This is a genomic window from Gimesia algae (genome assembly GCF_007746795.1).
GTDB classification, from domain to species: domain Bacteria; phylum Planctomycetota; class Planctomycetia; order Planctomycetales; family Planctomycetaceae; genus Gimesia; species Gimesia algae.
In genome coordinates, this window is sequence record NZ_CP036343.1 from 2,726,434 (window position 1) to 2,741,851 (window position 15,418).

The window sequence follows — 15,418 nt, forward strand, 5'->3', positions numbered from 1 at the left end:
GGTATGAAATTCCCCCACTTCTTTATTGATCGTCCCATTTTTGCATCCGTACTCTCGATGGTCGTGCTACTGGTGGGAAGCCTGGCTTACTTCCTGTTACCTGTCGCGCAGTATCCGGAAGTCGCACTCCCCACCGTTGTTGTCCGTGCCAGTTATCCGGGAGCCACACCAGATACGATCTCTAAAACGGTCGCCACTCCCCTGGAGCAGGAAATCAACGGCGTTGACAATATGGTTTATATGGAGTCTCAGGCGACGACTGACGGCTCCATGACGCTGACGGTTTCCTTCGCTTTGGGAACCGACGTTGACCAGGCCCAGGTGCTCGTACAAAACCGTGTCGCAATTGCGGAGCCAACACTTCCCGCTGAAGTAAGGCAGATTGGCGTCACCACACGCAAAAGTTCACCCGACCTGATGATGGTGATTCATCTCTATTCACCGGACGATTCACGCGATCAACTCTATATCAGTAATTATGCCTACCTGCAGATTCGCGATGTGTTGTCACGCCTGGATGGCGTCGGAGACATTCAGGTCTTTGGAGGGACGCAATACAGCATGCGTGTCTGGCTGGATGTGGAACGTCTCGCAGCACTCGACCTGACACCCGGTGATGCCGTACAGGCCATGCGCCAGCAGAATATTCAGGTCGCGGCAGGTGTCATCGGACAGCAGCCACTTCCTGAGACCAAAGAAGCATTTCAAGTCAATGTGAACACGCTCGGACGCTTGCAGACCGCAGAAGAATTTGGCGAGATCATCCTCAAAACAGGTGAGGAAGGTCGCCTGGTACGTCTCAACGATGTCGCGCGAATTGAGCTGGGTGCCACCGACTATTCCGTACGCAGCTATCTAGGCGACAAAAATGCAGTCGCCCTCGCCATGTTTCAGCGCCCCGGTTCCAATGCGGTCGCGACGGCAGAACGCATCATCAGCAAAGTAGAAGAACTTGCACAACAGTTTCCGCCTGGCCTGAAACACGAAGTCATTTACAACCCGACCGCCTTTGTCGAGGATTCGATCGACGAGGTCTTTTCCACGCTCTGGCAGGCAGGCCTGCTGGTAACGCTCACAGTATTTGTCTTTCTGCAAAACTGGCGATCTACAATCGTGCCCACCATCGCCATCCCGATTTCGCTCGTCGGTACCTTTGCTGTCATGCATGCCATCGGCTTCAGTTTGAATAACCTCTCACTGTTTGGCCTGGTCCTCGCCATCGGCATTGTCGTAGATGATGCTATCGTGGTTGTAGAGAATGTCGAACGACTGATCGCGACCGGGCTTTCGCCTCGGGATGCAACTCGCAAAGCCATGGACGAAGTCGGTTCAGCTTTGATCGCGACGACACTGGTCTTGATCGCGGTCTTCGTTCCGACTGCTTTCATTGCCGGAATCAGTGGCCAGTTTTATCGACAGTTTGCTATCACCATTGCCGTCTCGACTGCGATTTCCACCTTTGTCTCTTTAACACTCACACCCGCAATGTGCGCCCTGCTGTTGCGTCCGCCCAGACAGGCTGCTGAAAAAGCAGCTTCTGCCAGCCGCTACCGCGTGATTCGTGGTCTGGTCTACCTGCGTGAAATTCCCTTCCGCCTGTTTAATAAAGTTTTTGATTTCACGAGCGAACTCTATGCGGGCATCGTCGCTCGAGTCTTGCGATTGAGCTTCCTGATGCTGATCGTGTATGTCGGGCTGCTGGGACTGACATGGTTCGGTTTCACAAAAGTTCCCGCTGGGTTTATTCCTGCTCAGGATCAGGGATATCTGATTATCGCCATCCAGCTGCCTCCCGGAGCGAGTCTGGATCGAACCGATACGGTCACGCGACAGATTACCGATATGGCTCTGGACGTCCCGGGTGTTGCCAATGCGGTGTCGTTTGTCGGGTTCTCCGGAGCAACGCGTGCTAACAGCTCCAACTCAGCGGCTATTTTCCCCGTACTCGAAGACGCCAAGCTCCGCGCAACAAAAGGCCAGTCGGTCAATGCCGTCCTCGCAGAACTGCGTAAGCGGGTCAGCGTGATCCAAGATGCCAACGTATTCGTGATACCCCCTCCTCCTGTCCGAGGGATTGGAACCGGGGGTGGATTCAAAATGCAGATCCAGGATAAATCCGGTGCCGGTATGACTGCCCTGCAAGATGCCACCAATACAGTGATCAATCAGGCCAGACAGGAACCGGGGCTGGTACAGGTTTTTTCGAACTATACTATCGGAACTCCACAGTATTATGCAGACATCGACCGCACCAAAGTCCGCATGCTCAATGTTCCGATCAGCAACGTGTTTGATGCACTGCAGATTTATCTTGGTTCTGCTTACGTGAATGACTTCAACTTCCTGGGTCGCACCTATCGTGTGACGGCACAGGCAGACTATCGCTATCGTGATGAACGCGAAGACATCGCGCGGCTACGTACTCGCAGCAGTACAGGTGCTATTGTTCCACTCGGGTCGATGGTCACACTCCGTGAAACAACTGCGCCGGACCGAATTGTCCGCTACAATCTGTATCCCTCGGCTGATATTAATGGTGACACTAAGACCGGCTTCAGTTCCGGTCAATCAATTGCCACCATGGAACGTGTCGCCCGGGAAAATCTGCCACCCGGCTTCGGCTTCGAATGGACTGATATCGCTTACCAGCAGAAAGCCGCGGGAAATACCATTATTTACATCTTCCCGCTGTGTGTGCTGTTTGTATTTCTGGCCCTTTCCGCACAGTACGAAAGCTGGATTCTGCCGCTCGCTGTCATTCTGATTGTGCCGCTCTGTCTCTTGTGTGCCATCTTTGGAATCTGGTTACGGGACATGGACAATAACATCCTGGTACAGATCGGCTTTATCGTCCTGATCGGACTCGCTTGTAAGAATGCGATTCTAATCGTCGAATTTGCCAAAGTAGAAGAGGATGCAGGTAAGAGTCCGTTTAATGCTGCCGTCGATGCCTGCCGCTTGCGCTTGCGGCCGATTCTGATGACCGCTTTTTCCTTTATCCTGGGTGTCATTCCACTCGTGATTGCCACAGGTGCCGGTTCGGAAATGCGACAGGCACTGGGTACGGCAGTTTTCAGCGGGATGCTGGGTGTCACTCTGTTTGGACTCTTTCTAACTCCTGTGTTCTACGTCGTGCTCCGAAAAATGGCATCCCGTCGTGAGCAGGCTCACCCAAAACATGAGAAACTCGAGACCGTTCTTCTGCCTGAAATCGAAAACCAGGCATAAAATAAAACCCCAGAATCGATTGATAAACGATTCATCGATACTGGGGTTCTCTGAATTCCGATAGTATTACATCAGTCGACCAAAGTCACATCCAAAGTAATATCAGCATTGAACAGTTTCGAGACGGGACAGCCGGCCTTCGCCATTCCGGCCAGTTCTTCCAGCTTGGCAGCATCTGCTCCGGGAACACTGGCTTTCAATGTCAGGTGAACCGCGTTAATCGCAAACCCCCCTTCAACCTGATTTAAAGAGACCTCAGCAGAACTTTCCAGCTTGTCGGCGGTGAGGCCGGCATCCCCCAGAATCTTCGAGAGGGCCATTGAGAAACAGCCGGCATGTGCTGCTCCCAGTAATTCTTCAGGGTTCGTCCCCTGCTCACCTTCGAAGCGGCTGGAGAAGCCATAGGGTAAACTGGTTAAGGCGCCACTCTCAGTTGAGACAGTCCCTTTTCCATCCTTAAGCCCACCCTGCCAGACTGCAGATCCTGTTCTTTTAATTGTCATGACAAATTCCTTTATTTTGAATTGATACTATTAACAACACTGTCCCGTCAGCTTAATCAATTCTCGGCATGATGTCACGTACTAGACGGCAAACACATCCAGACTAAATATTGAATAATCAAAATCAACAAGATTGAGAAGCCCACTATTGCCAGGACCCGTCTTCAAGGTTAGAATCTATCATTCTGACGAACTTGCTAATATCTGAATATCAAAATCAGACTGAAACAGAGGAATTGATTTCATGTTCCAACACAGATCACTTTTTCATCTGTTCGTATTGTTATTCATCCTCACCCTGATCCCCTGCACCAACATTTCTGCGGAAACGCCGTCTCCACTAAAACCGGACACCCCTTATACAGCGAAAAAAAGCGAACCTGTCACTCATGACGTCGAGTTTTCGATCATTGTGACTCCCCCCTACCATTGCAAGTCGCTGAAAGTCTGGGTTCCTGTCCCCCAATCCGATGCAGTGCAGGAAATTGAAGACAGTCATTTCACCACCTTTCCAGTCAATGTTAATCCGCAGATTTCCAGTGAACCGGTCTACGGAAACCGCTTTGCTTACTTTGAGTTTCACAATCCGCATGGCGCCCAGATCATCACTCATCGCTTTCAGGCAAAGGCCTGGAACCTGAACTGGCAACTTGAGCCGGAAACTGTCGAAACCGTTTCCAACTGGCCTGACCAGTTCTCTCTTTATCTGACACCTCAAAATATTCAGGACCAGCAGCAGTTTCAACAGGTACTGAAGCAGATCGGTAAAGAGACTCAAAGTAAAAGCCCCGGTCTCATACAGGCTATGAACTGGATCGATCAGAATCTGACCTACGATCATATCAACGCATCGTTACAGGCAGATGCCAACCATGCCTTGAGTCAACGACGTGGCCACTGCAGTGATTATCATGGCTTGTGTGCCACGATGGGGCGGGCCATGGGTTATCCGACGCGTGTCACCTATGGATTGGGCCTCTATCCCAAGAACTCACCCTCTCATTGTAAACTGGAAGCCTTCCTGCCCCCGTATGGCTGGGTCAGTTTTGACATTTCGGAAACGCAGAAACTGGTCAAAGCGATTCAGTCATCAAGCGATTTAACAACGCAGCAAAAACAGAATTTCACTACCGCTGCTCGTCAACGGCTTCGTTCCGGATTTCGTGAAAACAGCTGGCTGCTGCTGACAAAAGGAACCGACTATGAACTCGCGCCTCCCGCTTCTAAACCAGTACGAATCATTCGCACCGCCTATGTCGAAGCAGATGGCATCGCCCTCCCTGAACCAGACCCGGCCAATATCAACAAGCGTGAATTCTCCTGGATGACTTCACACCGCTACACGGCTGACAAAGCCTTTAAGAAACCATTCAAAGACCTCTCAACGCTCAACAGCGATTAGCTGGTCCGGGATTGCTATCCTTAACAATTCAATCTCGACTGTAATTTCAATGAGCGGAAAGGAATCAGCTTCCACAATCGTTTATCACGGAGAAACAGGCTGAGCCAGACTAATACGCCTATCCCCGCCTGAACCACAAACGGATCACCCACTCGCCAATGTGTGCAAATCGCGCCTCCCAGATAACCAGTCAATAAAATCGCTCCCAGAACCGACGTCCAGGGAAGGAGATAGAGTACCAGACAGGTCAGTTCCAGAATCGCGAGCGGGAAGACCATTGAGTCCGGCAGTCCCAGATGGGCCATTCCTTCGGCCAACTCGGGCCCCCCTTTGAGTTTCATTATCCCACTCATTCCAAACAGGAATGCCATGGCAGCGGCGATCAGACGACCAATCCAGACAAGTGCAGTATGAGGACGTTGACTCGGTATGGAAACGGCGTCATTCATGATTAATTCCTTGTTGAGAGCCGGGAAGCAGTGATAAACAGATCAAAGCATATACAACAAATAGAGAACCCTGTTGTTCTGTTTAAGATCGTGATTAAAATTCACTCAGCTGCAGAAGGATCCATATAGAATACTTCCCAGATATGACCATCCGGGTCCTGAAATTCATGTCCATACATAAAGCCATGGTCCTGGGGCTCATTATAAGTACTTCCCCCGGCAGCAACAGCTTTCTTTACCAGATCGTCTACCTGCTCCCGACTCTCGCAGGATAATGCCACCAGGACTTCCGTACTTTTTGTCGCATCACAGATTTCATTGGGCGTAAACATCTTAAATTTGGGATAAGTCAGTAGCATGGCATAAATTTCCTCGCTGATCACTACACTCGCAGCGGTCTCATCCGTCCACTTTTCGTTGATTGAATACCCGAGCGCCTGATAGAATGCCATCGACTTTTCCAGGTCTTTGACAGGCAGATTTATGAATACTTTTTTCGACATCTCTTCTCCAGAATCCAGTGTGAGAAATGATTGATTAGTTTTCCGATCTCTGAAACGCAAATTCCAGGGACCATGATCACGATTATTCTGCCGTGTTCAACCGCTCCGCAGCTGCCCGGATGCGATCTTCCTGTGCCTGCAATTCCGGTGTAAATTCCTCACCAAAATCTTCTGGTTCAAACAGCGGACGTATTTCTATGTCCGATTCTTCAGACATTGGATTGGGACAGCGTTTGACCCACTCAATCGCTTCTTCCATGGAATCCACCTGCCAGATCCAGAACCCGGCGATCAGCTCTTTTGTCTCTGCAAAGGGACCATCCATCACCGTCCGATTCGTACCGGAAAAACGAACGCGGGCACCGCGTGAGCTGGGGTGCAGCCCTTCTCCAGCGAGCATAATTCCGGCTTTTACCAGTTCCTCATTGAAGTTTCCCATGTCGGTCAGCAACTGTTCGCTCGGCATTTCACCTGCTTCTGAACTGGGAGTTGCCTTGATCATCACCATGACTTTCATGTGCATTTCCTTCTCTAATGACATCTAAATTGCTGTCCATTTCCGTCTGTTGCTCAATCGTCGAACAGGCATTGCCGGTATTGACAGAATGGTTTATTTTTTGACAGGTATTTCTGGCAACTCGAAAATGGGTCGAATTTCCACAGTCCCTTTCTTCGCCGGTGGAAGACGACTGGCAATGGCGATCGCCTCGTCCAGATGATCAACGTCGATGATATAATAACCTCCCAGTTGCTCTGTCGTTTCCGCGAAAGGTCCATCAGTTACAATGCGGCGGTCCTCACGAACCCGCACGCTGGTAGCTGTCGAAACCAGATGTAAGGGCGAAGACGCCAGGTATTGCCCTTTATCATTCAACTCATGACAAATCTGCATTGACTCTTCCATGCAGGCAGACCGTTCTTCTTCGGTCCAGTCTCCTTCTTCACCATAAATCAGCAGCATATATTTCATCGTTTTCACCTTTAATACTTCGATTAATAATCAGTAACGCAAGTCAAATGGAATCCCGTTTTATGATTTCGAATCAGGCAGATTATCAAGTTCGACCACAGGACGCACCTCAACCGTCCCGACTCGCGCACCGGGAATGCGAAGTGCCACCGCTATAGCAGCATCTCTATTTTCCACATCCACTAAAAAATAACCTCCCAGGTGTTCCGTCGTTTCTGCAAAGGGACCATCTGTAATAAATGCTTCACCTTCACGAACTCGCACACTCACTGAGGTCGTCACCGGCTGCAGTGGTGCAGCCGAACAATACTCGCTATCCGCGTCCAGTTCGTAACACAACGCGACTGACTCCTTCAGCGCCCGCTTGCGTGCTTCTGCTTCCCAGGCATCTGCTTCTGCATAAACCAGTAACATAAATTTCATAATCGGAATGCTCCCGTTAAGTCTTTCGACGGTAGTGTGATGTCATAATATGTTGCCACTCTCCCTCTTCGGTCAGCATTTCACTTGTGAGTACCCAATGTGAATCATCGATCAGTTCAACAATGTCCTTATATGACGTCATCCCTTCACCGTGATAATTCGGTCCCTCTGTATCCAGAATGAGCTTCGTACCCTCCGAAACAACGCCATTGCTGTAGAGCCAGAGATGCGTCATCATGGACCCTACGAATGTTCCCGTGTAACAGCTCTTTTTCGAATCGTAACCTAAACACATCAAGGTCGACCAGCGCCCACCCTCGGGTTCCTCTCCATATCCTTCCAGTAGATACCACATTCCTTCCATTGAGCGACATATCGTTTCACCTGTTGAATGATGAGTTGGCTCTCCGGGCCCCATCTGGCATTCCGCTTCCGTCAACCAGTTTCCCAGCAAGGGATCCAGCCAGCTGTGTTCCGCCTGGGGTTTATCAAACATCGAATTTTCCTTTAATAAAAGTATTGGAAGTTTAATTTCATACTCTCAGGAATTCTTGATGGCGGCATCACGTGCTTTAATTAACGCGTTGATCTCATCATTCGCAGGCCGAATTTCAAAAGGTCCGAAACGAACTCCTGGATGCTTTGACATCAGAGCAATGGCATGGTTCAAATCCCGGGCTTCCAGAAACAATAAACCACCAATCTGTTCTTTCGTTTCCGCAAAAGGACCATCGGTCACATCAACCTGCCCCCCCTTCATCCGCAGTGTTACAGCTGCTTCCGCGCGCTGTAATGCTTCGCCTCCGACAAAATGACCGCCACGTCGCAGCTCATCATCGTAAGCAAAACATTCTTCCATAAACTCTGCCATTTCGGCTTCAGTTTTGCCCTCCATGGTTGCATCATCGTAGTAACCCAGACAGACAAATTTCATCTTTCTCTCCTTAACAATTTATGTAATTTGATCGTGATAATGTTGCACCGGATTTAATCTCCAGCTGCGGCCCCCTGCAAACGCACGATATCCGGCTTTGTCATCTGCATCAATTCCTGCATCACGCGTCCGGGGACAGCGGGATCAGGATCTGACATCAATTCAGGCAATATGCTGGGGACGATCTGCCAGGAGAGCCCGAACGCATCTTTCAACCAGCCACACCGTCCCGGTTCCCCTCCTGCCGATAACTTTTCCCACAATTCATCAATTTCATCCTGAGTATCACAGTTCACTGCAAATGAAATCGCTTCTGTAAATTGAAACATGGGTCCGCCATTTAACGCCAGAAACTGCTGACCTTCCAGTTCAAACGCAGCTATCATGACTGATCCCTCAGGTCCCGGGGCCCCTGCGCCATACCGGTTCACTTTCAGTTTCTTCGAGTTTTGAAATACCGACAGATAAAAATCCATCGCCTGTTCGGCATTATCATTAAACCAGAGAAACGGAGTGATTTTACTTCCCTTAGACATGTTGTTGATCTCTTCTGAATTGATTATGGAACTACAGAAAACTGACAACAAAAGCGAATCAGCACTGCTTGAACATCTCCTGCATGCCTTCCTGAATTTCATCCAGACTCAGATCACGCACATGTGTCGCGATCGCCCAGCAATGCCCAAACGGATCTTCCACCTGCCCGTAACGATCTCCCCAGAACATGTCGGTCACAGGCATTTTCAATGTGGCTCCTGCTGCGACTGCCTGCTCAACCAACGCGTCTGCGTCTTCTACCTGCAAATGTAGTGTCACGGGGGAACCGCTCAATTCTTTGGGCCCCTGTATGCCACAATCACTGTTTGCATCCACCAGCATGACTTGTGAGTCACCGATTTTGATACAACCATGCATCAGCCTTCCATTCGGACCGGGCATCCGCATCTGTTCGACGGCACCAAAGGCTTTTTCATAAAATGCGATTGCATCAGCGGCTCCGTCGCAGACCAGGTGAGGTGTGACCGTGTGCATGCCTGCGGGAACTGGTTTGACATCTGTTTTCTGTTTTGCTGAATTCATGTTTTCGCTCCACTGAGAATCTGAAGTATTGAGAAAGCGTATTTGACCCTGCGGAGAATCGAATCCGCATGATTACCCTGTAGTCGAACGTGCTCCGTCGGAATCGACAACCTGATAGAAATATTTTTTTATTTGAGGGAAAATAACTTTCCGAAAGGACACATCTTCCTCGTAAGACCAATAAATTCAGTGCCTTACACAAGAAACACCTTATTGAGACTGAGCCTGAATCTGCGCCAGTTCCAGCAGACGTTTTTCCAGGAATCGAGATTCTGCGGTCTGATTCGTCAGGGAGAGTGCCTTCTCATAAGCGGAGCGCGCTGCCTCAATCTGCCCCAGTCGCCTGCAGAGATCGGCCCGGGCAGCATAGATCAGATGGTACTCTTTGAGATCCCCGCGAGTCAGAATCGCATCAATGAGCTGCAAGCCAGCTTCCGCCCCATCACGCATCGCAATCGCCACGGCACGGTTTAATTCGATGATCGGCGTCGGTGTCGCCTGCAGCAACAGATTGTACCAGGATATGATTCGTGACCAGTCCGTGTCCGCGCCGCGCGGTGCAGCAGCATGGATGGATGCGATTGCCGCCTGAATCGTATAACTGCCCACTTCCCCGGATGCAATCGCCTGCTCTACAAGATCTGTTCCTTCTCGGATCTTTGCCTGATCCCATAAAGAACGGTCCTGATCTTCCAGTAGAATCAGATCACCGTCAGTAGTCGAACGGGCTTCACGGCGCGACTCGTGGACCAGCATCAACGCCAGTAAGCCTTTCACTTCCGGGTCATCCAGCAGATCCAGCAGCAGGCGTCCCAGTCGAATTGCTTCTTCCGACAAATCTTTGCGGGTCAGTGAATCACCTGACGAAGCAGAATATCCTTCGTTGAAAACCAGATACACAACCGTCAATACAGCATCCAGTCGCTCAGGCAGATCTGCCCGGTTTGGTACAACATAGGGAATGCCCGCATCACGGATCTTCGACTTTCCCCGAACGATCCGCTGCGCCATGGTGGAAGGCGAAGTCAGAAACGCACTCGCGATTTCCTCAGTTGATAAGCCACACACTTCGCGTAAAGTCAGTGGAATCTGCACCTGGGGTGCAATCGCCGGGTGGCAGCAGGTGAAAATCAACCGCAGACGATCATCTTCGACTTCACTGTCCGACTTGTCGGCATTCAGTCCCGCAATCCCCTCCAGTCGCTGTGCGACTTCAAGTTGTGCCTCATCAAAGCGAACACGCCGGCGAATATGATCAATGGCTTTAAAACGCCCCGCTGAGACTAGCCATGATCGGGGATTTGCGGGAACTCCATCACGGTGCCATTGTTCTACCGCTGCAGCAAAGGCTTCATGCATCGCCTCCTCAGCCAGATCGAAATCACCAATCAATCGAATCAATGTCGCGAAGACACGACGTGACTCGGTTCGGTAAACTTCGTCTACCTTCTCTCGAATTTCTGCAGAGGAAATCTCACTCATCTGACTTCTTCTTTTATCTCAGACGGAAACAATGTGCTTCAGCGATCTACATGTAAATACCGGTCAGGAAAGACAGACCGGCTCTATTTTCCTTTAATGATCTTACTCAAAATAGGATGATTATCCCGAATGTGATAGGACAATGCCTTGCGGGCTGCACGCCAGTCCTTCTTGATCAAAGCTGTCAGAATGGCACGATGCTGCCTGACCGTTTCGATGGCTGTTTCCCGGTCCTGATCCTCCCAGTCAAACAGGATATCATAGTACCTGCCCTGTCGCTGAAAAAAATCCTTGATGTAGTAATTGCCCGCTTTTTCAATCAGATATTCATGTAAAGAATTATCGATCTGAACGGCTTCTTTCGCTGACTGAGGAACTCTATTCCCATCCAGAATCTTCTGTAGATCTTCTTCTTTAAGATGAGGTTTCGCCAGCTCCAGTGCTTTGAGTTCCAGCAGTTCCCGCACTTCCAGAAATGCCTGCATGTCTTCCTGGCGAAACGGCCGAAGTCGCCAGCCACGCCGTGGAATATGATCCAGGATACCGGTCCCCGCCAGGCGATTTAAGATAATCCGCAGCGAAGAACGACTGATCTTGTATCGGCGCGCCGTCACTTCTTCACGGATATCGATTGGCTCTCCCTTCAGACTGAGCTTCACAAAATCATTTGTGATCACTTCAAACATGTCTGCCGGCGGTTCGGGTAACGCGGAGCTCTGTCCCTGTTTGAGAGGCTTAATCTGCGAAGCGTTTCGAACCAGTCTGCGGTTTGCCCCTTTCTGCAGCAATCCTTCTTCAACCAGTTCTGCCAAGGCGATTCGAACCGGCGAGAAACTGACCTGGTAATGTTCCGCCAGCGATTCCAGAGTCAGTTGGGCCGGCAGTTCCTGACCGCTCCGTAAGCGAATTTCCAGATCATTCTTGATGTAGTTCTTGAGAGACATGACGCGATTCTGAGACCAACGGTCTTCGTAGTGAAGTGCTTAAATCCAAGGAAGAATCAGTAAACCAGAGGCGAAAGAATACAGGTTCTCCATCCAATCCAGTTTACAATTCACACTTCGCGTATGAAAGCCTACACCTTCAGAAAAGCATAAAACACTCTCTCACAGCTCTTACGACAGTACACTCGACTACACGCCCAGCTCATCCCAGGGACCGGTGATCGCAAACGTCGCTCCGGGATCATGAATGTTGACAAACAGCCATTCCCCATCCGGACTGAAGCAGGCCCCCGCCCATTCACCGCCACTGAAATTTCCTTCCAGTGAACCGCGCTGACCAGGCTTCAACTGAATATTATTGACGGCGACGGTCTTCAATTCTCCCTTGCGCGAAAGGGCATGCAGACGCAGAGGTTTCAGATCAGCGTCTTCACACAGGATCAATCCGCCACGAGGACTGACTGTCAAATTGTCCGGACTGTCGAGGATCTCATGACTCGGCGATTGAAATACCAGTTCCAGGGTATGATCCTGAGGTGAGTAGGACCAGACCTGCCCCAGACCAGCTTCACCACCATTGGTGCAGTTAAAGTACACGACTCCATCGCCAAACCAGCAGCCTTCCAGGCGACCAAACGTCGTTGCCCCCTTGGCTTTTCCCTGTGAATAAACCCCGAGTCCGTCTTCTTTGCCTGGTGTATTGCGGCGCTGGGGATCTTCAATATCAACCCACTCTGCTTCATAACGCATGCCACTTCTGGCACCGGTTCGCAAATCATCTTTGCCTTTGATCTTAATCATCTGCAAGCGGCCCCCTTTTGTCAGGACCTCCGGTTCGTTCGGCAGGAATCGATAAAAACCGGCGGTATCGCGGTCCTCAGTTTCGTAGATCGTCCCATCAGCGGGATCAATGGCCAGCGCTTCATGGACGAAACGGCCCAAAGCCTGCAGAGGTTCCACAGAAGCCTTCCCTTCGGCGGGAACTTCGAAGACCCAGCCATGATGTTTTTCATGCTCGTACTGAATGTCACGGAAACTTTCTTTCGGACCGATCACCGTTTCCTCGCAGGAGAGCCAGGTCCCCCAGGGAGTCGGGCCGCCGGCACAGTTCTGTACGGTACCTGCCAGACTCGTCCAACTCCTCAACCATTTCCCCGATTTGACATTGAACTGCAGATTGGCACAACCGCCGCCTGCCTTGGGATCAAACGTCAGCTCAGCGGGACCAAAGCTTTTCGAACCCTTAATTTCGTGATTACGACACAGCGTCACCACATCGCCAGTCTGGGAAATCACCCCCATCCCATCGTGTCCCTCCGGTGTAATCACACCATCTGACATCACATCACCTACCCAGCCAAATGACTGGTAGCGAAAACCTTCCGGCAGTTTTAACAGAGGCAAACCGGTGGCATCATCCCGGACCGGGTTGAGACCGGAATCATTTTTCTCAAGCCCTTTGGCTTCGACCGTAGACAGAAAACGGGAAAAGACAGTTCCTGCAGCCGGAGCTGTAATAGCTGTTTTTAAAAATTGACGCCGCGATGAGGATGTGCGCACGAGTCCCTCTGTGAAATTAGAAAGCAGGACATTGTGTCAGGTTGTGGTTCCGACCATAGAACCCGGGAATGAACTGGCACTTTTGCAAAATAATACAAGGTATTATTAAGTTTTGATGAACAAACAATGAAGATCCCTAAATCAGATCTTCTTATTCCCGCAACAATGGCTATTTTGGACAAGCGACGACCGAATCGATGGTTCCCTCTCCTGTGTTGAAAATGATCACTTTAGCTCAATTTCAGCTGAAAATATTCAACTTGACCTGCTCCTTGCTTCCAGCATACTTCCCTTGTTATGCGTCGCGCGCGTTGACCGTTTTTTCTCAAAGTGAGAATGCATCCATGCCTGTTGTTTTTTTCACTATCAAAGTCCCTGAAAATAAGGCCATTTCACAATAGCTGCTCTCATTAGTCAGCATCCATTCACCCTGTTTATGTCTATTTTGAACCACATTCAGCCTCTTTCAGTACCATGTTTACGCTTTAACACGCCCTAGTTTACGCCAGCACGACGACAATGTGGCACTTACTTCAGCCAACCGGCCTGTACTCCTTTAGAATTCCAATCCTCTGTCTGCGGGGAGAGGACTCAGGTGTTTGCTGAGCAGCACATTGGCATCCCATGTATTTCCAGCCCCGGGATATCCGCGTTATTTTATCAGTTGCGCAGCAGCCAGCAGAGATGAAAAACCGGCAGTACCATCAGATAGCAAAGCCACCAATGCCTGCGAGCAACCTGCTGGAAAGGCCGCTTGTCTAGGGGCCTTTCGACGAAGGAAATGAGAACCCGGACTGACGGACCCGCGAAGGTTGCTGTTGGGGTTGATCCCCGGCATCTTTCAGTCCCGAACTTCCTTTCATGGCACCACTCACACCCAGCACTTCCGGATGGCGGGCAATCTTATCGCTGAAGACTCGAATATCCCGTGCGATCGGCTCCAGGTTATTCAACAATACCGTCAGTGAACTGGCGGAACGGTTCATATTCCGATAGAGCTCCGGATCCGACATGAATTTTTTCAGCGAGCCATCTCCCTCGTTCAATGCCCGAGAGAACGAGTTCAGTTCTGCCAGAATCGCATCCAGCCGTGATAAACTGCGATCCATCTTGATGACCATTGACTGGCTGTGTTTTGCCAGCGGGTCGGTCACCTGTGAAAGATTATCCAGGTTCTGCCCGGCCTTCTGAACTGCGATTTCGACTGAGGCAATCGTGCGTTGTGTGCTTTCAATCATTGCCGGCATGGCAGCCATCGAACGTTTCAGGTTTTCCTGCTGTACTGGGTCAGCCACCAGCTGGTTCACGCTGGTCATCATCTGATTCATCTTACGCATCGCCAGTGAGAACTCTTCCAGGGAGGTCGCTGTGCGTTCAATAACCACGTCCAGATTGCCCTCTTTGGTCTCCATCAGACGATTCATATTACTCGCTACTTTTTCCCATTCCTGGCTGGTCGTGGAAAAAGCATCAAGGGTTTTGGTCACCTGCTGTTCCATGCGATGCACAATCTCCATCGGATCGCTGGACTCACGTCCCACCAGTCGGTCCCCCGGATTCAGGAAATCAGCGCTGACGCCGGGCTCGATCACAATTTTCGAGTCTCCCATAATCGAACTGACGATCTGCGGTCTGGCGTCTTTGCGCAGATGCTGTGACTCGCCGATATTCACCAGCAGCATGACTCCCGGTTTACTGTCACTGGTGATAATTTTATCCACTTCACCAATCCGAATTCCGTGCCGCACGACAGGCGTGCCACGATGCACGCCCGAAATCGATTCGAACCTCATGGCAATCGTGTATTTTTTCTTCCACAGTGTTTCCAGTTGGCCAAACTGAAAGATCATCCCGGCACCGGTGATCATTGCGGAAATCACAAACAGTCCTACGCGAAATTGAATCTGGCGGTCCGTCATAAATAACCTCTATCTCGATCT

16 protein-coding genes are annotated in these 15,418 nt (G+C 50.4%); 2 read left to right on the top strand and 14 right to left on the bottom strand.

The annotated features are described in order from the left end of the window. Positions 1-3 precede the first annotated feature (3 nt). Positions 4-3,228 carry an efflux RND transporter permease subunit gene (locus tag Pan161_RS09905; RefSeq protein WP_232103681.1) on the top strand — a complete coding sequence of 1,075 codons (3,225 nt, stop codon included), beginning with the start codon at positions 4-6 and terminating at the stop codon, positions 3,226-3,228. A 71-nt stretch (positions 3,229-3,299) separates the two neighbouring features. Here the strand turns inward: Pan161_RS09905 and Pan161_RS09910 are convergent, their stop codons facing one another. Beyond that, a complete protein-coding gene (locus Pan161_RS09910) occupies positions 3,300-3,731 on the bottom strand; it encodes an OsmC family protein (protein WP_197995808.1) in 432 nt (143 codons plus the stop codon). Between the two features lie 244 nt (positions 3,732-3,975). On the opposite strand from Pan161_RS09910, the gene Pan161_RS09915 reads away from it, so the two are divergent. Then, complete coding sequence (locus Pan161_RS09915) at positions 3,976-5,133, top strand: transglutaminase-like domain-containing protein (protein ID WP_232103682.1); 1,158 nt, start codon at positions 3,976-3,978, stop codon at positions 5,131-5,133. Between the two features lie 20 nt (positions 5,134-5,153). On the opposite strand, the gene Pan161_RS09920 is transcribed toward Pan161_RS09915, so the two are convergent. The 13 genes from Pan161_RS09920 to Pan161_RS09980 all read right to left on the bottom strand — a co-directional run bounded on the left by Pan161_RS09920 (position 5,154) and on the right by Pan161_RS09980 (position 15,397). Continuing rightward, complete coding sequence (locus tag Pan161_RS09920) at positions 5,154-5,582, bottom strand: DoxX family protein (protein ID WP_145226329.1); 429 nt, start codon at positions 5,580-5,582, stop codon at positions 5,154-5,156. 101 nt (positions 5,583-5,683) lie between these two features. After that, the gene (locus tag Pan161_RS09925) at positions 5,684-6,085 is read right to left on the bottom strand and encodes a VOC family protein (protein WP_145226331.1); all 402 of its coding nucleotides are present in this window, start codon (positions 6,083-6,085) and stop codon (positions 5,684-5,686) included. A gap of 82 nt (positions 6,086-6,167) precedes the next feature. Further along, complete coding sequence (locus Pan161_RS09930) at positions 6,168-6,602, bottom strand: YciI family protein (RefSeq protein WP_145226333.1); 435 nt, start codon at positions 6,600-6,602, stop codon at positions 6,168-6,170. Positions 6,603-6,695: 93 nt separating this feature from the next. Next, positions 6,696-7,055 (bottom strand): YciI family protein, encoded by a 360-nt coding sequence (locus Pan161_RS09935; RefSeq protein WP_145226335.1) that lies wholly within the window; start codon positions 7,053-7,055, stop codon positions 6,696-6,698. 60 nt (positions 7,056-7,115) lie between these two features. Then, entirely contained in the window at positions 7,116-7,478 is a 363-nt protein-coding gene (locus tag Pan161_RS09940) for a YciI family protein (RefSeq protein ID WP_145226338.1), read from the bottom strand. A gap of 16 nt (positions 7,479-7,494) precedes the next feature. Then, a complete protein-coding gene (locus tag Pan161_RS09945) occupies positions 7,495-7,974 on the bottom strand; it encodes a DUF1579 domain-containing protein (protein WP_145226340.1) in 480 nt (159 codons plus the stop codon). A gap of 45 nt (positions 7,975-8,019) precedes the next feature. Next, entirely contained in the window at positions 8,020-8,412 is a 393-nt protein-coding gene (locus tag Pan161_RS09950) for a YciI family protein (RefSeq protein WP_145226342.1), read from the bottom strand. A 53-nt stretch (positions 8,413-8,465) separates the two neighbouring features. Continuing rightward, complete coding sequence (locus Pan161_RS09955; protein WP_145226344.1) at positions 8,466-8,948, bottom strand: VOC family protein; 483 nt, start codon at positions 8,946-8,948, stop codon at positions 8,466-8,468. Between the two features lie 58 nt (positions 8,949-9,006). Beyond that, a complete protein-coding gene (locus Pan161_RS09960) occupies positions 9,007-9,492 on the bottom strand; it encodes a VOC family protein (protein WP_145226346.1) in 486 nt (161 codons plus the stop codon). Between the two features lie 210 nt (positions 9,493-9,702). Further along, the gene (locus tag Pan161_RS09965) at positions 9,703-10,974 is read right to left on the bottom strand and encodes an RNA polymerase sigma factor (RefSeq protein ID WP_145226347.1); all 1,272 of its coding nucleotides are present in this window, start codon (positions 10,972-10,974) and stop codon (positions 9,703-9,705) included. Between the two features lie 83 nt (positions 10,975-11,057). Continuing rightward, a complete protein-coding gene (locus Pan161_RS09970; RefSeq protein ID WP_145226349.1) occupies positions 11,058-11,918 on the bottom strand; it encodes a GntR family transcriptional regulator in 861 nt (286 codons plus the stop codon). Positions 11,919-12,107: 189 nt separating this feature from the next. After that, positions 12,108-13,478: an alkaline phosphatase PhoX gene (locus Pan161_RS09975; RefSeq protein ID WP_145226351.1), complete on the bottom strand. Its 1,371-nt coding sequence runs from the start codon at positions 13,476-13,478 to the stop codon at positions 12,108-12,110. Positions 13,479-14,236: 758 nt separating this feature from the next. Continuing rightward, positions 14,237-15,397 (bottom strand): MlaD family protein, encoded by a 1,161-nt coding sequence (locus tag Pan161_RS09980; protein ID WP_145226353.1) that lies wholly within the window; start codon positions 15,395-15,397, stop codon positions 14,237-14,239. Between the last annotated feature and the right edge of the window lie 21 nt (positions 15,398-15,418).